General features: G+C 65.9%; 21 protein-coding genes and 1 pseudogene. 7 read left to right on the top strand and 15 right to left on the bottom strand.

The genetic code is table 11. The annotated features are described in order from the left end of the window. Positions 1 to 17: 17 nt before the first annotated feature. Entirely contained in the window at positions 18 to 584 is a 567-nt protein-coding gene (locus LV82_RS14905) for a PepSY domain-containing protein (protein ID WP_104070609.1), read from the bottom strand. Positions 585 to 736: 152 nt separating this feature from the next. On the opposite strand from LV82_RS14905, the gene LV82_RS07980 reads away from it, so the two are divergent. The 3 genes from LV82_RS07980 to LV82_RS07970 all read left to right on the top strand — a co-directional run bounded on the left by LV82_RS07980 (position 737) and on the right by LV82_RS07970 (position 3,522). Next, complete coding sequence (locus tag LV82_RS07980; RefSeq protein WP_104070607.1) at positions 737 to 1,612, top strand: hypothetical protein; 876 nt, start codon at positions 737 to 739, stop codon at positions 1,610 to 1,612. Between the two features lie 140 nt (positions 1,613 to 1,752). Next, entirely contained in the window at positions 1,753 to 2,166 is a 414-nt protein-coding gene (locus tag LV82_RS07975; protein ID WP_146065147.1) for a TadE/TadG family type IV pilus assembly protein, read from the top strand. A 3-nt stretch (positions 2,167 to 2,169) separates the two neighbouring features. Then, entirely contained in the window at positions 2,170 to 3,522 is a 1,353-nt protein-coding gene (locus LV82_RS07970) for a Tad domain-containing protein (RefSeq protein WP_104070603.1), read from the top strand. A 94-nt stretch (positions 3,523 to 3,616) separates the two neighbouring features. On the opposite strand, the gene LV82_RS07965 is transcribed toward LV82_RS07970, so the two are convergent. The 7 genes from LV82_RS07965 to LV82_RS07935 all read right to left on the bottom strand — a co-directional run bounded on the left by LV82_RS07965 (position 3,617) and on the right by LV82_RS07935 (position 10,969). Beyond that, entirely contained in the window at positions 3,617 to 4,900 is a 1,284-nt protein-coding gene (locus LV82_RS07965; RefSeq protein WP_104070601.1) for a glycerate kinase type-2 family protein, read from the bottom strand. Positions 4,901 to 4,903: 3 nt separating this feature from the next. Then, on the bottom strand, positions 4,904 to 5,590 hold the full coding sequence (locus LV82_RS07960; protein WP_104070599.1) for a D-lyxose/D-mannose family sugar isomerase: 687 nt from the start codon (positions 5,588 to 5,590) through the stop codon (positions 4,904 to 4,906). Then, the gene (locus LV82_RS07955) at positions 5,587 to 6,864 is read right to left on the bottom strand and encodes an amylo-alpha-1,6-glucosidase (RefSeq protein WP_104070597.1); all 1,278 of its coding nucleotides are present in this window, start codon (positions 6,862 to 6,864) and stop codon (positions 5,587 to 5,589) included. Before LV82_RS07955 ends, LV82_RS07960 begins: the two co-directional genes overlap by 4 nt. 9 nt (positions 6,865 to 6,873) lie before the next feature. Further along, positions 6,874 to 7,914 (bottom strand): ABC transporter ATP-binding protein, encoded by a 1,041-nt coding sequence (locus LV82_RS07950; protein ID WP_104070595.1) that lies wholly within the window; start codon positions 7,912 to 7,914, stop codon positions 6,874 to 6,876. 32 nt (positions 7,915 to 7,946) lie between these two features. Further along, positions 7,947 to 8,774 carry a carbohydrate ABC transporter permease gene (locus LV82_RS07945; protein WP_104070593.1) on the bottom strand — a complete coding sequence of 276 codons (828 nt, stop codon included), beginning with the start codon at positions 8,772 to 8,774 and terminating at the stop codon, positions 7,947 to 7,949. After that, a complete protein-coding gene (locus LV82_RS07940; protein ID WP_104070591.1) occupies positions 8,771 to 9,616 on the bottom strand; it encodes a carbohydrate ABC transporter permease in 846 nt (281 codons plus the stop codon). The genes LV82_RS07945 and LV82_RS07940 overlap by 4 nt, the downstream gene beginning before the upstream one ends. A gap of 84 nt (positions 9,617 to 9,700) precedes the next feature. Beyond that, the gene (locus LV82_RS07935; RefSeq protein ID WP_104070589.1) at positions 9,701 to 10,969 is read right to left on the bottom strand and encodes an ABC transporter substrate-binding protein; all 1,269 of its coding nucleotides are present in this window, start codon (positions 10,967 to 10,969) and stop codon (positions 9,701 to 9,703) included. A gap of 288 nt (positions 10,970 to 11,257) precedes the next feature. On the opposite strand from LV82_RS07935, the gene LV82_RS07930 reads away from it, so the two are divergent. Continuing rightward, a complete protein-coding gene (locus tag LV82_RS07930) occupies positions 11,258 to 12,265 on the top strand; it encodes a LacI family DNA-binding transcriptional regulator (RefSeq protein WP_104070587.1) in 1,008 nt (335 codons plus the stop codon). 132 nt (positions 12,266 to 12,397) lie between these two features. Here the strand turns inward: LV82_RS07930 and LV82_RS14900 are convergent, their stop codons facing one another. Then, positions 12,398 to 12,535: a hypothetical protein gene (locus LV82_RS14900; protein WP_170063383.1), complete on the bottom strand. Its 138-nt coding sequence runs from the start codon at positions 12,533 to 12,535 to the stop codon at positions 12,398 to 12,400. 76 nt (positions 12,536 to 12,611) lie between these two features. On the opposite strand from LV82_RS14900, the pseudogene LV82_RS15285 reads away from it, so the two are divergent. Then, positions 12,612 to 13,300, top strand: a pseudogene (locus tag LV82_RS15285) (IS6 family transposase). A 92-nt stretch (positions 13,301 to 13,392) separates the two neighbouring features. Here the strand turns inward: LV82_RS15285 and phnE (LV82_RS07920) are convergent. From phnE (LV82_RS07920) to LV82_RS07900, 5 genes are all read right to left on the bottom strand, one after another. Further along, on the bottom strand, positions 13,393 to 14,205 hold the full coding sequence (gene phnE, locus LV82_RS07920) for a phosphonate ABC transporter, permease protein PhnE (protein ID WP_104070585.1): 813 nt from the start codon (positions 14,203 to 14,205) through the stop codon (positions 13,393 to 13,395). Next, on the bottom strand, positions 14,202 to 15,008 hold the full coding sequence (gene phnE / locus LV82_RS07915; protein ID WP_104070584.1) for a phosphonate ABC transporter, permease protein PhnE: 807 nt from the start codon (positions 15,006 to 15,008) through the stop codon (positions 14,202 to 14,204). Before phnE (LV82_RS07915) ends, phnE (LV82_RS07920) begins: the two co-directional genes overlap by 4 nt. Continuing rightward, entirely contained in the window at positions 15,005 to 15,826 is an 822-nt protein-coding gene (gene phnC / locus LV82_RS07910) for a phosphonate ABC transporter ATP-binding protein (protein ID WP_104070582.1), read from the bottom strand. Before phnC ends, phnE (LV82_RS07915) begins: the two co-directional genes overlap by 4 nt. Before the next feature lie 65 nt (positions 15,827 to 15,891). After that, positions 15,892 to 16,842 carry a phosphate/phosphite/phosphonate ABC transporter substrate-binding protein gene (gene phnD, locus LV82_RS07905; protein WP_104070580.1) on the bottom strand — a complete coding sequence of 317 codons (951 nt, stop codon included), beginning with the start codon at positions 16,840 to 16,842 and terminating at the stop codon, positions 15,892 to 15,894. A 269-nt stretch (positions 16,843 to 17,111) separates the two neighbouring features. Continuing rightward, positions 17,112 to 18,482 (bottom strand): aminotransferase, encoded by a 1,371-nt coding sequence (locus tag LV82_RS07900; RefSeq protein WP_104070825.1) that lies wholly within the window; start codon positions 18,480 to 18,482, stop codon positions 17,112 to 17,114. A 184-nt stretch (positions 18,483 to 18,666) separates the two neighbouring features. On the opposite strand from LV82_RS07900, the gene LV82_RS07895 reads away from it, so the two are divergent. Beyond that, positions 18,667 to 19,878 carry a M24 family metallopeptidase gene (locus tag LV82_RS07895; RefSeq protein ID WP_104070578.1) on the top strand — a complete coding sequence of 404 codons (1,212 nt, stop codon included), beginning with the start codon at positions 18,667 to 18,669 and terminating at the stop codon, positions 19,876 to 19,878. Here the strand turns inward: LV82_RS07895 and LV82_RS07890 are convergent, their stop codons facing one another. After that, complete coding sequence (locus LV82_RS07890) at positions 19,879 to 20,592, bottom strand: GntR family transcriptional regulator (RefSeq protein WP_104070576.1); 714 nt, start codon at positions 20,590 to 20,592, stop codon at positions 19,879 to 19,881. Positions 20,593 to 20,657: 65 nt separating this feature from the next. Between LV82_RS07890 and argE the strand changes: the two genes are divergently transcribed. Beyond that, positions 20,658 to 21,824: an acetylornithine deacetylase gene (argE, locus tag LV82_RS07885; protein ID WP_104070574.1), complete on the top strand. Its 1,167-nt coding sequence runs from the start codon at positions 20,658 to 20,660 to the stop codon at positions 21,822 to 21,824.

Below are 21,824 nucleotides of genomic sequence, written 5' to 3'. Positions count from 1 at the left end.
CGCGCAACTCGTGTCGTTCAGTTCTTCTTGCCACCGCCGTTACCACCACCGTTGCCACCGCCGTTTCCGCCGCCACCGCCATTGCCTCCCTTGTTGCCGCCGCCGTTGTTGCCGCCCTGGCCGCCGGACTTGCCGTTACTGCCTGCGCTGCCCGATTTCCCGGGGCTGGAGGCCGAGCGCCCATATGCATTTGCATTGCCGGACCCAGCCGTCTGGGCCGCGGCACGCACGGCCTTGGCCGCGGGCTCGCTCGACGGCAGCAGCCGCCCCGACGCAGCCTCGACCACGACGCTGACCAGCTGACCGTCCGGCCGCTTGATGATGACCTTGTAATAGACCCCGCCCAGATCGAAGGCGCGCACGTCCACGGCCGTGCCCGGCACCCGCGCCGCCACGGCCTTGAGGATGCGCGGCAAGGGCTGGGACTGGCCCGAGGCGACGCTCTGGCGCAGATCCTGGGGCGACATTTCGCGCGGGGTATCTGCCCGCGCCGCGCCAAGGGCCATGACGAGGACCAGCAATATCACACCAAGCACATGCAAAAGCATCAAACGTCCCCAATGGCCATAGCGCCAGATTGTCATGTCCTAACACGTCCTTCTTGAACGCAAGATGAACGGCGCATTGCAGCCCCGTTCATCCGGCTTGTGCTGTGTTGCGACTGGCGGCCCGATTCCGGTGGCCCGTCAGTTTGGGAATTCGTCACCACTCACGGAACAAGAAACGGAGACTGGACATGACGCGCAAGACCAAATCGGTTCTGCAAGCCGCCTGTATCGCGGCCGCCACGCTTGCCTCGACCGCCCTGATCATCACGCTTGCAACGCCGGTTGCGGTCCATGCCAAGGGCAATGAAGGCAAGGGCGGCGGAAACGGTGGTGGCAACGGCAAGGGCGCCGATCGCGACCGGGGGGGCGACCGGGGATCGAGATCCGATCGCGGCAACGGCGCCAGGTCCGAACGCCCCGCCAAACCCGTGCGCGAGGTCCGGCCGGCCAAGCCATCGGCGCCTGGGCAGGCCGGAAAGTCCTCGACGGTGACCGAGGCCGCGCCGCTGCATCCCAGCGAAAAGGGCAAGTGGAACGCGGCCAATGCCAACCAGGCGGCGCTGGATGCGCATATCCGCAACCAGAACTTCAACGGCACGATCGGCGCTCTGGCCCAGTACCAGCTGGCCGCCCGCGCCGCCGCCGGGGAAGAGCTGACCGAGGCCGAACTGGCCGCGCTGGACGGGTTCATCCCGGACCCCGATCCGGTTCAGATCGACACGGAGCTTGCTGCGCTTCTGAACGAAGGCGCCACCGAAGGCGACCCGATCTATTCGGTCGAAAGCGGCGTGGTCTCTTGCGTGGCCAATTGCGATGGCATCGATCTGGAGGCCGTTCAGGCCATTGCCGATGCCGAGGCCGCGCGCCTGGCCGAGGATTCGCAGCAGGCCGCGCTGGACGAATTCCTGACCGCATCCGAGGCGCGCATCGTCGAGGAGTCGAACAAGTCCCTGTCGCCCGAGCGGGCCGAGGATCTGCTGGACGAACTGGCCGGGGCGCTTGGAGTCAGCCGTGCCGGGGCGGACGCAGAAGACGACGTGACCAGCGCCGCCGCGACCGAATGACCGGCCCAAGATGAACGCCGGATGAACGGCGCGTTTCGACCCGGTTCAACCGGGGCGTGCAACAAGAAGAACCGGGGGGCAAGGCCGCGGCGCATGATGCAAGGGTTGCGCCGAGGCACGTGCCAGGAAGGGAAAGCACGGTGCTGAAACGGAAGAAGACATATCCAGCGATGGCGCGCCGGGCGCTGCGCGACGAATCCGGCGCGGCCACGATCGAGGCCATTCTGTGGCTGCCGTTCTTCATCGGCCTGTTCATGCTGCTGGTCGATCTGGCGATGATCTTTCACTATCAGTCCACGATGCTGCGCGTCGTGCAGGACGCGAACCGGAACCTGTCGATCCATCGCCTGAAGGACGAACAGGAAACCGAACACTTCATCACCCAGAGGCTGGCGATCATCACCTCGGACCCGCAGGCCTCGACCAGCATCGTCGCCGGCCTGATCACCACCACCGCAAGCGCCCCGGTGACCGATCTGGATGTCTTTGGCATCGCCAAGGTCTTTCAGGGCACCCGCATCACGGTGCGCGCCGAACATCTGATGGAGAACTGAGCCATGAAAAGCCGTCTGACCAAACATGTGCGGGATCTGGCCGGGGACCAAGCGGGCGGGATAACGGCATTTGCGTTGTTGATCCTTCTGGCCTGCCTGATGATGGGCGGCCTTGCCGTGGACTATGCCAATGCCATCGCCGCGCGCACCCGGCTGCAGGTCACGGCCGATACGGTTGCCCATGCGGCCCTGTATTCGCGCGAACTCAAATCGGCGGACGAGGCCAGGCAGATCGCGCTGCAGCTCGCGGCCGACAACATGCCGCCATCGCGCTATGGCACCGTGCTGACCGCGGATGACATCCGCTTTGGCCGCTGGGACGAAACCAGGCATCAGTTCATCGCGGACCCCGCCGCGCGCGACGCGGTGCTGGTCACGACCCGCCAGGCCGAAGCGAACGGAAACGGGGTGCCGGTTCTGCTGCTCAAGCTGGCCGGTCTGAACGCTTGGAACGTCACGACGCAATCTGTCTACACGACCTATTATCCGTCCTGCTTCCGCGAAGGCTTTGTCGCGATGGATCGCGTGGACATGCAGTCGAACGGCGTGTTCAAGGCCGGGTTCTGCATTCATTCGCAAAGCTATGTCTCGGTCAGTTCGGGTAACACGTTCGAACCCGGCGTGGTCGTGTCGATGCCCGACAAGCGCAACATCGACCTGCCCGCCTCGGGCTTCGAGTCCAATACCGGGCTGGCCCAGGCTTTGCGCGATGGGTCCTATGCGCCCCGGATCCTCAATCGCATCGACGACATATTTCTGGGCGCCGAGGAGCCCTATGATGCCGGCGTGGGCTACATGATCGCGGGCTCGCCCTATTACAGGGATTATCTCGACTCGGGTAATATCATTACGGTGAACTACAAGAAGGGCATCACGGCCGGCACGATCCAGGAGGGCCGCATTCACCGCGCGACCTGTCCGAATTCCAAGACGCACATGACGATCGAAAGCGATGCCGTGATCCGCGAGGCCGTGCTGATCACGAATTGCCGGATTCAGATCAAGGCCGGCGCGGTCATCGAGGACGCCGTGATCCTGGTGGACAATACCGACGCGAAATCGGTCTTTGCCTCGTCCGACATCACGCTGGGCCGGGACGATGGTTGCGCCGAAGGCGGCGACGTTCAACTGGTGACACGCGGCGGGGTCGAGTTTGCCTCGAAGGTCAATATCTATGGCAGCCAGATCCTGGCCGCGGGCGATATCTCGATGACGGCCAATGCCGACGGGATCGAGGGCGCGTCCATCGTCGCCGGCGGCAAACTTGACGTCACCTCGAACGGCGCGTTCGGCTTCTGCAACGGCGCAGGCATGAACAACAATTTCGAGGCTGCCTATTTCCGCTTGGCGGGCTGATCGAAGACCACCACGAATGCGAAAACGCCCCGGCAACCGCCGGGGCGTCGTGCATGGTGCCAGCCTGACCCGTGCGCCGATACGGTGATCGGCTCTACCCCGGCACCACCAGAACTGCGCGGAAGTCGTTGACATTGGTCAGGGTGGGGCCGGTCACGACCTGTCCGCCGATTGCGCCAAAGAAGCCGTGTGCGTCGTTTCGCGCCAGCGCCGTGCCGGGGTCGATGCCCGCCGCGCGGGCGCGGGGCAGCGTTTCGGGCCCGGCGATGGCGCCTGCGATCTCGGCCGCGCCGTCCACGCCATCGGTATCGCAGGCAATGACATGGATGCCCGGCACCCCGTCCAGCGCCAGCGCCGCGGCCAGCGCGAATTCCGCGTTCGGGCCGCCGATGCCGTCGCCGCGCCGCGTCACCGTGCATTCGCCCCCCGACAGGATTACCAGGGGCCGGCCGTCGGCGCGCACCCTGGGCAGCAGCGACAGCGCCATGCGCGCCTGTTCGGCGCCCAGCTCCCGCGCCTCTCCCTGAAGGTCGTCGCCCAGCAGCCGCAGCTCGCATCCCGCCCTGCGCGCCAGATCGGCCGCCGCCTGCAGCGAGCGTGATGGCGCGGCGATGATCCGTGTCTGGACATTGGTCAGGCGCGGATCCCCCGGCGGCACCACCGATGAGCGCCGCATCAGTGCGCTCCGCACCGCCTCCGGCAGATCCAGTCCATGGCGGTCCAGGATCGCCAGCGCCTCGTCCGGTGTCGAGCGTTCGGACGACAGCGGGCCCGAGGCGATCACCGCCGGATCATCCCCGGGCACGTCCGAGATCATCAGCCCCAGCACCCGCGCCGGATGGCAGGCTGCGGCCAGCTGCCCGCCCTTGACTCGGCTCAGATGCTTGCGCACCGTGTTGATCTGATCGATGGGCGCCCCGCAATCCAGAAGCGCCCGCGTCACCGCCATCTTGTCGGCCAGGGTCAGTCCAGCCGCGGGTGCGCAAAGCAGCGCCGAGCCGCCGCCCGAGATCAGCGCCAGGACCAGATCGTCGGGCCCCAGCCCCGAGACAAGCCGCAGCATCCGTTCGGTCGCAGCCACGCCCGCGGCATCGGGCACCGGGTGGCCGGCTTCGACGATCTCGATCCCGCGCGTCGGGCGGGCATGCCCATAGCGGGTGATGACAAGCCCCTCGCAGGGGCCGTAATGCGCTTCGACCGCCTCGGCCATGCGCGCGCTGGCCTTGCCCGCGCCGATGACCACAAGCCGCCCCTTCGACCGTGGCGGCAGGTGCGGAGGGCCGACGCGCAAGGGATCGGCCGCAGCGACGGCCGCGTCGAACAGCGCGCGCAGAAAGCCTTGCGGATCGTGCCTTGGGTCAGGCTGCGCACCGTGCATGGCCTAGCCCAGCCAGTCGCGATAATCGCTGACCAGAAGATGGGCGGGCGCTTCGTCCTCCTCGATCGTGGCAAAGCGACCGATCGGGTCGCGGAAGATGTTGTCGGTCTCGTCGTCGTTGACGGTCGAGACCTCTCCGATCAGCACGTCGCCGCCCTCGGCCCAGAAGGCATGCCAGTCGCCGGGCATCAGCGTCACGCTTTCGCCGGGCGCGAGGCGCAGCTTCTCGCCCGGGGCGTATGTGCGCGCGATGCCGTCGCACATCGCCGTGCCGCCGCGATCCTCGGCGAAATTGCCCGCATCGTCCGAGCCATACAGCTCGATCACCAGCGTCGCCCCGCCGCGGTTGATGATGTCCTCGGCCTTGAGCCGATGGGTATGCATCGGCGACAGCTGATCCCGGCGCGAGATCAGCAGCTTTTCCGCATAGCACATGCCGCGTCCGGCCTGCAGGTCGGCCAGCCGCCCGTTGCGCAGCGTGAACAGGAACAGGCCCATCCGGTCGAAATCATTCGCGCCGTAATCGGTGATGTCCCAGCCACAGCGCGCATCGATCAGGTGGCGCGCCACGTCGCGGCGCGCGCGGAACTCTTCGGGGCTCCACCGCGCAAAGGGCGGCAGGACGAAACCATGCCGGCGGATCAGCTCGTCCGCCTCGGCCATGATCTGGTTGATGCGCGATCGCTTCATGCCGGTGTCCGCTGGTTGCTCAGCATCTCGATAACCATCGCTGCGGTCCATGTGAAGTGCCCCCCGCCGCAGGGCGCGCCGGTCATGGGATCGTAGTATTCGGCAAAGCCCCCCGTGGCGATCAGCGACAGGCTGTCGTCCAGGATGCTCCGGGCACAGGCGTCTTCACCGGATCGGACCAGACCGTCGGCGATCATGTAGTTCACGATCAGCCAGACTGGCCCGCGCCAGTAGCGGCGCGCGTCGAATCCGGGTGCGTCCGGATCATGGCTGGGCACGACAAAGCGGGCGCGCGCTGCCAGCCTGTGCACCCGTTCGGCGATTGCCCCGGCGCGTCGGCGCGGCAATATGGCGAAGGCCGCAAGCAAGCCCCCGACCGAGGCACTTTTCACATGGCCGCCGGTGGCACGATCCAGACAAAGATACTGGCCCAGATCGTCGTCCCACAGGGTCTCGAGTGCGACCCTGCCCCGTTCGGCAAATGCCCGGGATTGCGCGGCGATTTCGGATTGACCCAGTTCGTCGGCAAGCTCCGCCAGGTCAGAGCAGGAGCGGATCAGGATCCCGTTGAAACCCGGATCGACGATCCGGAACGGCGAGGCCTCGTGCAGGCGCGCCGTGTCCCAGTTCAGGTTGCGAAAATGCTGCACCAGCCAGATGTAGCGCCGGTATTGCTCGTCCGTTGGACGGTGCGCGGGATCGGCATGGATCGTGTCGCGGCGGCGGAAGGCCGCAACGCCTTCGGTTGGCACCCTTTCCAGGGCGGCGTCCCAATCGACCGAGTTGTCCCGCCCCGATTCCCAAGGGTGGATGATTGCGACCAGACCCGTGCCCTGCGGATCGCGCGTGCGGTGAAACCATTCATGCCACGCATGGATGCGCGGCAGGAGACGGCGCGCCCGTTCGCGCGCGGCCGGGTCGCTTCGAGATCGTTCGAACAGCCGACGGACCGCGAAACCGGCGACTGGCGGTTGCGTGATCCCCGATGTCGGGACCGGACGGCCCGTGTCCCAGACCTCGGGGCCGGGAAAATAGCCGTCATCGGGTTGGTGAAAGATGATGTGGGGCACCATGCCGTCGGGCCACTGGTGCGCGAACAGGGTCTCGATCTCGGTCCAGGCACGGTCGATATCGAAATGCGAAAACCCCAGCGCGGTCAGGGCAGAGTCCCAGTTCCACTGGAACGGATACAGACCGTGGGTTGGCACGGTATAGGCGCCGCGGTCGTTGCGGCGCAGGATGGCGCGGGCTTCGGCGATCAGCGTGTCGTGCATGTCTGTCTCTCAGTGGACCGCGCGCGTCGTTTCCGGGTCGAACCAGCGGATGCGGTCGGGTTGGGGGGCAAGTGTCAGCCGGTCGCCTGGATTCAGGCTGATGTCGCTGTCAAGGACGGCACGAAGCATCGCCCCGTCCACATCGCAGGTTACCAGAACATGCGCACCCAGCGGCTCGACCACGCGGACCCGGGCTTGCAGGCCGTTTTCGGCCGGACGCAGGTCTTCGGGACGAATCGCGAAATGCAGGGGCTTGTCGAGGCGCGGGCCATCGACGACCAGACCGGCAACCTGCCACCTGCCCTCGCCCAGCGGGCGGGCAGGCAGGAAGTTCATCGGCGGGTTGCCGATGAAACCACCGACGAATTCGGTGGCCGGGTTGCGATAGACCTCGATCGGGCTTGCGGCCTGTACGATGCGCCCCTGATGCATCACGCTGATACGGTCGGCCAGGCTCATGGCCTCGACCTGATCATGGGTGACATAGATTGCGGTGGTGCGGCTTTCGGCCAGAACGCCCTTCAACTCGGTCCGCATCTCGAGCCGCAGGAGCGCGTCGAGATTCGACAGGGGTTCGTCCATCAGGATCACGTCGGGTTCCATCGCGAGAGCCCGGGCCACCGCGACCCGCTGGCGCTGGCCGCCAGACAATTCGCCCGAATAACGCTTGAGCAGCTGCTCGATATGCATCAGCTCGGCGACCCGTTCGACACGCTGGCGCAGCTCGGTTTCGGCCATGCGGCGCATACGCAGGCCAAAGCCAATATTCTCGAACACGGTCAGATGCGGAAAGACCGCATAATTCTGGAACACCATCGCGATGCCGCGATCGCGCGGCGGCAGGTGGTCCACCCGGCGCCCCCCGATCCAGACCTCGCCGGTGGTTGCGGTCTCCAGGCCCGCGATGATGCGCAGAAGGGTCGTCTTGCCACAGCCCGAGGCGCCCAGAAGCACCATGAACTCCTGGTCGGCAATGGTCAGGTTGATGTCACGCAATGCAGTATAGCTGCCAAACTGCTTGGCGACATTGCGGATCTGGATTTCGGCCATTTCGGTAATTCTCCGTGACGTGTCGCCCCACCTCAGCGGTTGGCGATTCCCCACATGGCAAACAGGTACTTGCGGACGGCGAAGATGAAGATCAGCGCCGGCACGACCAGGATGAAGCCGCCCGCGAATTTCAGGTGCAGGGGCGAAGTGTCGAGATTTTGCAGCAGAAACGCGGTCAGTGTCCGGTTCTCGATGGTCAGCACGGCCGCGGCAAAGACCTCGTTCCACGAGATGACGAAGGCAAAGATCGCGCTGGCCGTAATGCCGGGCAGGATCAGCGGCAGGACCACCCGGACAAAGGCCGATACCCGTGTACAGCCCAGCGTCCATGCGGCTTCTTCCAGCTCCAGAGGAATGCCCGAGAAGAGCGAATAGGTGATGAGAACCGAGAATGGGACCGCCAGCGTCGTGTGCACCAGCGCAAGCCCCAGAATGGTGTCGTCCAGGCCCGTTCGGATAAACATCACCGCCAGCGGAAGCGCCAGCAGCGGCAGCGGAAAGGCCCGCGTCAACAGGATCAGCATCCGGAAGGCCTGCTTGCCACGAAAGTCGAAGCGCGACAGCGCATAACCTGCGGGGGCTCCGATCAGGATGGACAGGATCATCGTCAGCCCCGCCACCAGAACCGAGTTTTTCAGCGCTGACAGCATTCCGGCAAATTCAAGAAAGAAGCGCAGACTGCCCGTATCAAATTCGGGGATCAACGGTTTGGGGAAAGTGTTGACCGTTTCGGGCGAGGACAGCGTGTTGACGACCAGCAGATAGATTGGTCCCAGCACCCAGGCGCATAACAGGACGACACCCGCACCATACAGGATACGCCCCGCGCGCCGCGTGTCGGTGGACGGAGTGACGGTCATATCGAAGCTCCCTTTGGCACCCGCAGCACGCGCAGGATCACCAGCGTCGAGGCAATCGAGATTGCAAGGATGATCAGCGCCATTGCGGCGGCCGCGCCGCTGTCAAGCAGGTCGAACTGATAGGCGTAGGTTTCGCTCATCAGCACCGGGAAAAGCGTGCCGCCAAGGGCCGCAACGACCGCGAAGACCTCGAAGGCCAGGATCACGCGCAAGACCAGCGCGGTCTGCAGCGATGGGCGCAACAGGGGCAGCGTGATGCGACGGAACCGTTGCCATGGTCCCGCGCCGAACACCTCGGCGGCCTCGTAGTATTCCTTCGGGATCAGCCCGATCCCGGCGACAAGGATGACCAGCATGATCGCCGTCGCGCGCCAGATCTCGGCCAGTGCGATTGCCAGGAACACGACACCCATATGCTGGTAGCTCAGGAAATTGACCGGACGGTCGATGGCGCCAACCGCGCCCAGAATCGTGTTCAGAAAGCCCGACTGTTCGAAGATCGCCAGCCAGATCATCCCGGCGGCAAGATCCGAAATGCCCAACGGAATCGTCCAGATATACAGGACCAGGTCGCGCCCCCGGCGCATCCTGTTCACCATCGTGGCCATCAGAAGAGCCAGCGCGAGTTGAACCGGCACCACCGCTGCGGCCAGAAGCAACGTGTTCTTCAGCGAGATCGGGAACTTCCAGTAGCCCACGACCTCGCGGAAATTCTCCAGCGAGAAGCCGTCGCCCGTGGTGAATGCCTGCGCCGCAACCAGAACGAAGGGATACAGGAAGAACAGGCACAGGAACAACGTGACAGGCAGGATCAATATATAGGGCAGCAGGCGCGCGTTCATCGAACCGGTCCCCCGATTGCGCGTTGGTGCGGTCATGTTGGCAAGGGAACCGGGCGAAAGGGTCGCCCGGTTCGGGGATGTCGGTCACTCGACCGGGCAGGCACCCTCGGACGGGGCGTCCGGCGCCCAGCATGGCGCACCGGTTTCCTGCATGATCTGGGCCAGGCGCTGCTTCTGCTCATCAAGAACGGCACGGATGTCCTGGCCGGCAAGCACGATACGTTCGAACGTATCCACGAAAACGCGGTTGAAGTCGCCGCCCTTGTCGCCCAAGCCAGCCGGCAGAAGCCCGGGATTGGCGTCGGGGGCCGCGCTCATCCGGGCGATCGCATCGCCGGCCGCCTTGACCGCCGGAGGCAGATCGTCGGGCAGATCGACATCGACAACGGGGAAGAAGTTCGTCGCCCGCAGGGTCGCGATCTGCGTTTCGGGCCGCATCATGTAGCGGACCAGCTCTTTCGAGGCCTCGACATCGGGCGCCGTGCGCGGAATCGCAAGTCCGGCCAGCACCGGCATGAAGCCGCGACCCTTGGGTCCGGCAGGCGCCGGGAAGGCCACGAATTCGTCGGGCCGCTCATTGAACGCCTGTGCCAGGCGCGACGTATGGTCGAAGACGATCCACGCATCCCCACTCAGCAGCTGTTCCTGCATGAACGAGAAATTCGTCGAGGCGGGGTTCGTGTGCGACCACAGTTCGCGCATCTTTTCCCACGCGACAACGGCATCGTCCGAGGCGAAAGTGCGCACGACGCCATTCGTGAAGGATGGATACAAGTAACCCTGGAAGAAGCGATGCTTCAGCCCCTTCGGACCGGCGGGGAAGCCGAATTTCGGTTCTCCCGTGGCCTCATGGACATTGGCGGCCCATTCGATCAGCTGGTCGTAGGTCAAGGCGTTGATATCCGCGCCCTCGGGCAGGTATTCCAGCGCCTTCCTGTTGGCTGCCATGATATAGCTGGCCTGCATCCATGGCACATACTGCATGTGATCCGTGCCAAGCCGGGCGAGAGTGTTGAACGTTTCCGAGGCCGCCTTGACGCCCAGATCGTCCAGATCGATCAGGTCGTCGGGATCGAGCGCGGCGAAATCGCCGTGCAGCGCGCCCAGCACGCCAATCGTCCCGGTGCCCGATTCCAGTTCGGCCTTCAGGCGGGTCAGCCACGGGCCACCGTCATTCGGCTGATAGTCCACCCCGCCTGAAAAGCCCGACAAGACCTGCTCGCGCATGGCCTGGGCTTCTTCCACCGGTTTGGCCTGGGTTGACCAGAACAGGATGTCGGCCTGTGCGCCTGTCGCTGACAAGCCGATCGCGACGGCAGACACCACCCCCGCGACATGGCAACGAAATGACATCTCTTTCCTCCCTTTCGTTCAACATGCCGGGGCATCCCGGCCGTGCATTTTCGCGCACCATCGGGCGCGGACGCCCGGGCCAGTCATCCAGGCCTGTCGATCCCCCATCGATCCGAAATTCGGGGCGTCGTGACGAAAGTGTGATACAACGTTATATCAACCGTCAAGCAATTTTCCGGATGCATCCTGCAAAAGATTTGGCCCCCATGACGCGTAGCCGCGAAATGTCTTGCTTTCCGGGGATGAAAGTCGTTCATTTCGTGCAAAATCGATTAAGCTGAATTGCACATGACGGAACGCCCTACCCTGGCCGACGTGGCCCGCAATGCCGGCGTATCGATCGCCACCGCCAGTCAGGCGCTGCGTGGCACCGGCCGAATTTCCCGGGCGACACGTGAGAAGGTGGCGCGCGTGGCGCGTGAGATCCGTTATGTCCCCGACCTTCGCGCCGCGGCGATGCGGTCGGGCGACAACCGCGAAATCGGGTTCGTCATCAACCAGCTGCACAACCCCTTCAATGCCGAAGTCGTCAGCGGCGCCGTCGATCTGCTGGAACGGCAGAACTACCTCGTCTCGATCTTCGACATGCGCGACGACGTGGCACGACAGGATCGCCAGCTACAGGCCTTCATCCGGCACGGTCGTGGCGGCGTGCTGTGGGTTCCCGCACTCGATACACCGGACGAAGCCTTCGAACTGTTGCGCGCTCACGGAATTCCGACGGTCACCTTCCTGCGCAATCCCGGGCAGAATCTCGACCATGTCGGGATCCGAAATGCCGAGGCCCTGCAGACGGCCGTCGATCACCTCGCCGATCTTGGGCACAAGGACATCGCCTATCTGGGCGGTCAGGGCATGGGACCGGTGCGGCGCGATCGGATTGCGGGCTACCGCCGCCAGATGGCCGAACGTGGTCTGGCGGCACCGATCATCTGGGACAGCGACGATACCAAGCAGGCGGGCCTTGTCCAGATGCAGGCACTGATGCGCGATCACCCGCAGGTGACGGCGGTCGTGTGCAACGGCGACATGGTGGCGATCGGGGCGTGCCTGGCGCTCGTGCGTATGGGAATCCAGCCGAGCCGCGAAGTGTCCGTCATCGGCTTTGACGATACCGAGGAGGCCGCGCTGGTTATCCCGCCGCTGACCACGCTGAGCGTGGCACCCTACAAGCTGGGCCAGAAACTGGCGCAGACGCTGCTGGACAGGATCGCCGATCCGCAGATGCCGCCCGTCGTTGCCGAGGTCTCGGCCCGCCTGGTGACGCGCGCAACAACGGGGGCCCCGCAGCGTTAAGCGACCCGCCGCCCGACACGTCTGCGCAACCTTGAGGCCTGCCCGGGCTCTTGCCCTGCCCCGCAGGTGCCTTGCACCGCCAGCCCGTTTGCCCGACGGCACCGCTCGCTCCGGGCCGCGCTCTTGCCAGCATCAGAACTTTGCCACAAGGTTCAGGAAGACCCCCTGCCCGTCATAGTCGATATCGGCCAGGTCATCCGACACGCGGCCCCATTCGTAACCGATGCCGATCTTGGCTTTGGTGCCGACATGGCGGTAAACCCCAAGCAAGGCGCCGGTTTCGGTCGTCTCGGGACTGTTACTTCAATCCCGGGCTTCCGCCAACTTCAGGCTTTTGATGTTCAGCATGCCGCGTCGATCCCGTTTCAAGCAGCACCGCTTCCCGAGTGGCATCATCCTTTGCGCGGTCCGCTGTCTGACCAAGATGCATTGATTTGCTTGCCGCGCGCGGCGTGACGGTTGATCAATCGACAGTCTATCGCTGGGTCCGGAAATTCGGCCCTGAATTGACGAAGCCCGGCAACCTGCATCTTCGCCCCGCAAGCGTCGATTGGCACGTGGGCGAAACCCGACTCCGCGGCGGCGGCAGGTGGCGGTACCTCTGGCGGGCGATGGATGCGAACGGTCAGATGCCTGATTTTCGTCAGATGGCGCGGCGGGATGCCAAGGCTGTCAAGCCCTTCTCAACAAGGCAATCGAGCCTGTGCAGCTCCACCGGCCGGTGACGATCATCACAGACCAAGACCACGCCTGTCGGCCTGTATTCCGCGACATCAACCACCGGTATGATCCGCACTGCGACGGCATTCGGCACATCGACCGGCATGGCGAAACAACCTGATCGCAAGCGATGACGCGGCGATGAAGCGTCTCCTCGGATATCGGCAGAGCCTCCGGTCCTTGCGAACCGGCAAAGCCACTCTGAGCGGGATAGAGACGATCCGCACCATCAAGCGCGGCCATGTCCATCACAGACAACCGGGCGTCCGCGGCGAGATCGCGTTCATCGCCGACCTGTTCGAGCCAGCGGCCTGACAAACGGCCAGCTGACTGGCCGAAGACATGTGGTACTGACCGGACCCGCGCATGGGTGCCCCCGCCTGGCGGCTGGGTGCCGCCAATCCTGTTCAGATGATCGCGTGGCGCATCCGGGCCGAGACCCATTCGCTGATCACCACCGTGGCAAGGATCAGCAAGAGGATCACGGTGACCTGGCTCCAGGCCAGCACGTTCAGCGAGGCCTGCAGCTTCAGCCCGATGCCGCCCGCGCCGACCAGACCGAGGATCGTGCTTTCGCGGATGTTGATGTCCCAACGGAACACCGTGATACCCCAGAAGGCGGGCATGATCTGCGGCACGATGCCGTAGTTCAGCACCTGCGCGGGGCTGGCGCCGGTGGCCTCGATGGCCTCGATCTGGCTCTGGTCGGTTTCCTCGATCGCCTCGTACAGCAATTTGCCCACGAAGCCGATCGAACGCAGGGCGATCGCCACGATTCCGGCCAGCAGCCCCGGCCCGATGATCGCCACCAGGAGCAGCGCCCAGATCAACGAGTTGATCGAGCGCGAGGCCACGATGACGAACAGCGCGACGGGGCGCAGGAAGCGGGCCGAGGGCGTGGTGTTGCGCGCGGCCAGGAAGGCCACCGGCACGGCCATGATGACGCCGCCGATCGTGCCCAGCGTGGCGATGTTGATCGTGTCCCACAGGGGCAGCCACAGCTCGCCCAGATAGGACCATCGCGGCGGCACCATCCGTCCCGCGATGTCGGCCGCCTGTCGTGGCGCGTCGGCGACGAAGAACCAGATCGTGTCGCGTGTCATGATCTGCCAGCACCAGACGAACAGCGCCACCAGCGCCAGCCAGCCGACCCACATGAACAGGCGCGTGCGGGGCGTGCGATGGGACCAGACCTGGCTGTGATGCGAAATCTCGGTCATTGCAGGTATTTCCGCAGATGGCTGGAGCCGTATTCCGCCACCATGACGATGGCGATGATGATCAACAGGATCGCCCCGGCGCTGTCGTATTCATAACGGTCGATCGCGGTGTTCAGCGTGGCCCCGATGCCGCCCGCGCCGACGATGCCGATGACCGCGCTTTCGCGAAAATTGATGTCCAGCCGATACAGCGACAACCCGATCAGCCGCGGCATGACCTGCGGCTGGACGGCATAGTTGACGACCTGCGCCCAGCTGGCGCCGGTGGCCCGGATCGCCTCGACCTGGCCGGCGTCGATATCCTCGATATCCTCGGCCAAAAGCTTGGACAGAAAGCCGATCGTGGCAAAGCTCAGCGTCAGGAAGCCCGCGAATGGCCCGAAACCGAACATGGCGACCAGGAAGATCGCCACGATGACCTCCTGCAGCGCGCGGCTGACCGCGATGATGCCCCGGCACAGGTAATAGACCGGGCGGGGCGCAAGGTTGCGCGCCGCGCCGATCCCGATCGGGAGCGAGATCGCCACCCCGACCACGGTCGAGGTCAGCGTCATCGTCAGGCTTTCGGTCAGGCCCTTGGCGATGTCCGTCCAGCGGCTGGTGAAATCGGGCCGCAGGAAGCCCAGAACGAAGTTCCAGCCGCGATCCAGACCTTCATAGACCCGCGCCCAGTTCACCTCGACGGTCGAGACCGCCAATGCCAGATAGACAAGGATGCCCAGCTGCACCGCGATGCGCCAACGGCGGTCGCGGATGATCTGCGGCGGGCGACGCCACGATGTGGGATAGGCAATCGGGCTCATTGCGCCAGCGCCTCCATGCGTTCGCGCGCCTCGGCCTCGGCGCGGGCCTGTTCCTCGTCGCCGCGCTTCATGGCGTTCCAGTCCTCCTCGCCATAGATGCGGGTCAGCACTTCGTGGGTCAGCGCCTCGGGCGGCCCGTCAAAGACGATGCGCCCCGCGCGCAGCCCGACGATCCGCTGCATGAATTGCTGGGCCAGCGGCACGTCGTGGATGTTGACGATGGCGGGCAGGCCGCGCTCGGCGCAGATCTCGGTCAGCAGCCGCATGATCTGGCGGCTGGTCTTGGGGTCCAGGCTGGCGGTTGGCTCATCGACCAGCAACAGCTCGGGGTCCTGCGCCAGGGCCCGCGCGATGCCCACCCTCTGGCGCTGGCCGCCGGACAGCGCATCGGCCCGCTTGTCGGCATGGTCCAGCAGCCCCACCCTGTCGAGCAGCGCAAAGGCGCGCTGGATGTCCTGCGGCGGGAAACGACGCGTGAAACTGCGCCAGAAGGACACGTAGCCCAGCCGCCCCGACAGGACGTTTTCCATCACCGTCAGGCGCTCGACCAGGGCATATTCCTGAAAGATCATGCCGATCCGGCGACGTTGGCGGCGCAGCTCGGCCTTGCCCAGCGTGACCAGGTTGACATCGCCCAGCCAGACCGCGCCCGCGCTTGGCTCGACCAGCCGGTTGATGCAACGGATCAGGGTTGACTTGCCCGCCCCGGACGGGCCGATCAGGCCAAGGATCTGGCCCTTGGGCACTTCCAGCGACACGTCCGAAAGCGCGGTGTCGCCGGTGCGATAGGTCTTGGACAGGTGTTCGATCCTGAGCATCACCCCTCCCGTGGAAGATGCGGGCCACCCGTGGGCCGCCCGCGACTGGTCTGTCGGTGGCCTGCTCAGTTGCAGTTGTATTCGACGCCGTTGGCTTCGTCGATCTTGCGGATCACCGCCCAGTCGTCCTTGAAGGTGATGGGGATGAACTGCGCCTCGCCGCTCTTCGAGAATTCCTCCTGCAGCTTGGTGCCTTCCCAGTCGAAGCTGAAGAACGCCTCCCTGATCTTTTCCTGCAGCTCGGGCTTGAGGTTGTAGACCACGCCATAGCCCGTGGTGGGGAAGGTCTGCGACGTGTAGATCGTGACGATCTGGTCGGGCGTGATCACGCCGCGTTCGATCATCCGCGCCTTGACTGAATTGGCGATCGCCGCGGCCGGGTAATCCCGATTGGCCACGCCCAGGATCGAGTTGTCATGCTTGCCCGAGAAGACCGGCTCGAAGTCGCGGCCCGGCTCCATGCCGTAATCGGCCTTCAGGATCGCCGAGGGCGCCTTGAAGCCCGAATTCGAGGTCTCGGAGGTGAAGGCCAGCTGCTTGCCCTTGATGTCCTCGACCTTCTCGATGCCCGATCCGGGATAGGTGATGATCTCCATTTCGTAGCCAAAGCTGCCATCGGCCGCGGCCATCATGGCAAAGGGCCGGAAGCCCGCGCAGGCCACCGCCAGCGGGTTCGAGCCGGTGTTGAAGCCCGCCACATGCAGGCGGCCCGCCCGCATCGCCTCGATCTGGGCGGCGTTCGACTGGACCGGGAAGAATTGTACCTTCTTGCCCGTCACCTCGGCCATGTGGTCCAGGAAGCCCTGCCAGACCTCGGCATAGACCGCCGGGTCCTCGACCGGCGTATAGGCAAAGATCAGCGTGTCCGGGTCGATCTGCTGGGCCGGATCTTCGGGAATGTCGGCGACCAGGTCGCCGTCCTTGTCGCTGAACCTTGGATCAAGCCGGAATTCCGCCTGTGCCGGCAGGGTCATGATGGCAAGTGCGGCGGCGGCAAGTATCGAAAGCGTCTTCATCTGGGGTCCCCCCTGTGGCTGTGTTCAGCGACCTCCTAGACAGGATGGTAAACGGATTTTTGACCATTCGACAAAAGTTTTGTGACAAGAAGCCAGCCGCAGCGGGGGCAAGCCGCAGCGGGCAGGCTGGCCATCCCGCTTTTCGATCCGCAGCCCAGGCGACGGCGCGGCCGGCCCGCCTCTACCCCCCGCCCTGCCTGCGCCGACGGCTGGGCGCGGGCCCGCATCGCTTCCGCGTCAATGCGGGGGGGCATCCGCGCCGGCGGGGTTCAGCCCAGAACCTCGCGCACGGCCGCGTGCAGCCCGGTGACGATCTCGTCGGCCTCGTCCCGGGTCAGCACCAGCGGCGGCGCAAGCCCGATGATATCGCCCTGCGGCATGGCGCGCGCGATCACGCCCCTACGCAGCAGCGCGGCATTGACGCGCGCGGCCACGGCGCCCTCGGGGGCAAAGAAGCGCCGTTCGGCGCGGTCCTCGACGAATTCCACGGCACAGAGCAACCCCTGCCCGCGCACATCGCCCACATTCGGATGATCGCCAAGCGCCGCGCGCAGGCCATCCAGCAGATAGGCCCCCACTTCGCGCGCATTCTCGACCAGCCCCAGCTGGTCGATCAGCTTCAGATTGGCGACCCCGGCGGCCGCGCCCAGCGGATGGGCCGAATAGGTCCAGCCATGGCCGAAGGGGCCGAACCGGTCGGTGCCTTCGACCAGGACCTTCCAGACCCGTTCGCCCACGATCGAGCCCGACAGCGGCGCATAGGCCGAGGTCAGCCCCTTGGCGATCGTGATCAGGTCGGGCCGCATGCCGTAAAGGTCGGACCCGAACATCGCGCCCAGCCGGCCAAAGCCCGTCACGACCTCGTCGGCGATCAGCAGGATGTCATGCCGGTCCAGCACCTCCTGGATGCGTGGCCAATAGCCGCGCGGCGGCGGCACCAGCCCGCCCGTGCCGAGCGCGGGTTCGCCGATGAAGGCCGCGATCGTCTCGGGGCCTTCGCGCGCGATCAGCGCCTCGAGCTCGGCCACGCAGTGATCGACGAATTCCTCTTCGCTCTGGCCCGGATCGGCGCGGCGGAAGTAACAGGGCGCCTGCGTGTGCAGGAAGCGGTCCAGCGGCAGGTCGAACTGGTCGTGGAACAGCTTCAGCCCCGTCATCGAGCCCGACACCAGCCCCGAGCCGTGATAGCCCCGCCAGCGGGCGATGATCTTCTTCTTCTCGGGCCGGCCCAGCACGTTGTTGTAATACCAGGCCAGCTTGACATTGGTGACATTCGCATCCGACCCGCCCAGGCCGAAATAGACCCGCGCCATGCCGCGCGGCGCGCGTTCGATCACCATGTGCGCCAGCGTGATCGAGGCTTCGGTCCCGTGGCCGACATAGGCATGGTAATAGGCAAGCTCACGCGCCTGCGCGGCGATCGCCTCGGCGATCTCGGTCCGGCCATAGCCGACATTGACGCAGTAGAGCCCGGCAAAGGCGTCCAGCAGGCTGTTGCCGTCGCGATCGGTGATGCGCACCCCCTTGCCCGTGCGGATCACGCGGCTGGGCATCTCGCCCCGGGCAAACTGGCCCAGATGGGTCGATGGATGCATGAAGCTTTCGCGGTCCCACCGGTCCAGCGCGTCATTGTGCAACATGGCGTTTTCCTCCGCTGTTCGGGTCAAGATATACATAACATCTGGATCAGCGATCCCGCAAATACGTTTTATCGGGGAATAGTGATCCTGGTCATACATATCTGTTGACGCCAGGGCGGTTCCGGCCCTAGCGTCGGATTCCGGGAACGGCCCGGGGGCGGGCCGTCGCAAGGCAGAGGGTCGAATGTCCGATACTTGTCTCTCCTCGAATGCCGCGGGGCCGCTTCTGCCCTTCGACCGGGCCGAATACGACAGCCGACTGGACAAGGTGCGCGCCGCGATGGATCGCGCGGGGATCGACCTGCTGGTCGTCAGCGATCCATCGAACATGGCCTGGCTGACGGGCTATGACGGCTGGTCGTTCTATGTCCATCAGGCGGTCGTGGTCGGGCCGGACGGGCCGCCGCACTGGTGGGGGCGCGGGATCGACCGCAACGGCGCGCGCCTGACGACCTGGCTGCCGGACGCGGCGATCCATGCCTATTCCGACGATTACGTCCAGACCCGCGAACGCCACCCGATGGACCATCTTTCGACCCTGATCGCGGATCTGGGGGCCGGTCGCGCCCGGATCGGGGTCGAGATGGACAATTACTATTTCTCGGCCGCGGCCCATGCCGCCTTGTGCCGCAACCTGCCGCAGGCGCGCTTCGTCGATGCCACGGGGCTGGTCAACTGGCAGCGCGCCGTCAAGTCCGAGGCCGAAATCGCCTTCATGCGCCGCGCCGCGCGCATCGCAGAGGCCATGTATCGCCGCATCTTCGAGGTGATCCGCCCGGGCATGCGCAAGAACGAGCTGGTGGCCGAAATCCTTGCCGCCGGGGCCCGCGGCACCGCGGAGTTCGGCGGCGACTATCCCGCGATCATGCCGATCGTGCCCTCGGGACCCGAGGCCTCGGCCTCGCATCTGACCTGGAACGACCGGCCGCTCGTGCCGGGCATGGCCACCTATTTCGAGATCGCCGGCTGCTATCGGCGCTATCACGCGCCCCTGTGCCGGACGGTGCATCTGGGCCCGCCCGATGAGCGCATCCGCAACGCCGAAGCCGCGCTGCTCGAGGGCCTCGCCGCGGGGATCGAGGCCGCGCGCGCCGGCAACCGGGCCTGCGACGTGGCGCAGGCGCTGCATTCGGCGCTGGAGGCGCGCGGGATCGTCAAGGACGGGCGCTGTGGCTATCCGGTTGGGCTGAGCTATCCGCCGGACTGGGGCGAGCGCACGATCTCGCTGCGCCGGACGGACCAGACGGTGCTGCAGCCCGGCATGACCTTCCATTTCATGCCGGGGCTGTGGATGGACGACTGGGGCGTTGCGATCACCGAAACCATCGTGATCCGGCCCGACGGCCCGGCCGAATGCCTGGCCGATCTGCCGCGCGCCATCACCGTGATCGACTGATCACAGAAGCGGCGCGATCCGATGCAGAACATGGGCCAGGGAATTGCGGATCAGGAAACCCAGCCCCTCGATGTCGCCGCGCTCGACCGCCTGCAGCCAGTCCTCGGTCTCGCGGCGGAAGGTCGCGACCTCGCGCGGCCAGTCCAGCCGGGGCAGGAAATGCACCCACATCCGCGCGGTCAGGAAGAACATCCGGTCGTAGGTCCGCAGCAGATGCGGATTGCCGATCAGCCGGCAGACGCATTCGTGCAGGTCGAGATCGATCATGCCGAAGGCGCGCAGGTCCGGGGCAGGCCCCAGCGCGTCGAATCGCGCGGGCAGCGCGCGAAACGCGGCCAGAAGCGATGCGTCGGGCTGGCGCGGCGACAGGGCCCCGATCATCTCGGCCAGGCGCATCCGGAAGGCCATTGCCCCCGGCAGGCCCTCGAGGTCGATCGGGGCAACGCAGGTCGGCACGCCATGGCGCCGGATCACCAGCCCGTCATCGACAAGCCGCTGGATCACCGCGCGCAGGGGCGTTCGGCTGACCGCGAATTCCGCGGCCAGGGCGTCCAGGTCGATCGCCGCGCCGGGCGGAAGATCATGCAGAACGATGCGCCGGCGGATCGTGTGCAGCAGCTCGGCAAAGCGGCGTTCGGCCGGGGTCTGCTCGGCCGATTCCCGGCCGGCGGGGAGCTGATCGATTGGGGCGGTCGGATGCGTCGAGCCTGTCATGCGCGGCAGGATGTGCGGCGGCGGCCCCGGATGCAAGACATCGCGGCAGCGAAACGGAGGCGAAGATGACCCTGCCCGTCGAGGACACGATCGCGATCCTGGCCGACCTGGTGGCCTTTCCCACGTTTCCCGGCCAGCCGAACCTCGATTTCGTCGGCCATGTCTGCGCGCTGCTCGAGCGCGCGGGCGTCACGTACACGCTGGACCATGACGAAAGCGGCCAGCGCGCCAACCTGTTCGCCACGATCGGTCCCGCGGTCGATGGCGGCGTTGCGCTGTCGGGCCATACCGATGTCGTGCCGGTGGAGGGCCAGGCCTGGACCCTGCCGCCCTTTCGGCTGACCCGGCGCCGCGACCGTCTGCACGGGCGCGGCGCGGTGGACATGAAGGGCTTCCTGGCCTGCGTCCTGGCCATGGTGCCGCGCATGGCCGCGCTGCCCCTGCAACGGCCGATCCACCTGGCACTGAGCTACGACGAAGAGCCCGGCTCGCTGGGCGCACCCGGTCTTGCGCGCCATATCCTGGCCACCGGCCCCGTCCCTGCCGCCGTGATCGTCGGAGAACCCACCCGCATGGTGCCGGTGGCCGGGCACAAGGGCGGCATCGAGTTCCAGACCACCTTTCGCGGCGTGGCGGGCCATTCCTCGGACCCCGCGCGCGGGGTCAGCGCGATCCACCATGCCGCGGGTTTCATCACCTTCCTGCAGGAGCTGGCCGCGCGCATGGCGGCGGAAGCGCCCGCCGACAGCCCGTTCCGGCCGCCCTGCAACACGATCAACGTGGGCACGATCCATGGCGGCGCGGGCCGGTCGATCATCGCCGAGGATTGCACGCTGGACTGGGAACTGCGCCTGACGCCGCCCGATGACGGGGCGTGGGCCCTGTCGCGCATCACCGCGTGGCTGGACGCCACCCGGGCCCGGATGCGCGCCCGCGACCCGCGCGCGGGGATCGAAACCCTGACCGTCTCGCACTATCCCGGCCTTGCAGTTGCGCCCGACTCCCCGGCCGCGCGTCTCGTGGCGGAGCTGACGGGCATGACGCCGCGCGCAACCGTGCCCTTCGGGACCGATGCGGGCTGCTTCCAGCGCGCGGGCCTGTCGGCCATCGTGATGGGCCCCGGCGACATCGCCGAGGCCCATCGTCCCGACGAGTTCATAGAGATCGACCAAATCGCGGCCTGCCTGGCCTTTCTCGACCGCCTTTGCGTCTGGGCCTGCACGGGGGCATGA

This window comes from Albidovulum inexpectatum, assembly GCF_002927635.1.
Lineage (GTDB): Bacteria > Pseudomonadota > Alphaproteobacteria > Rhodobacterales > Rhodobacteraceae > Albidovulum > Albidovulum inexpectatum.
This window is presented reverse-complemented; position numbering and strand designations above follow the sequence as displayed.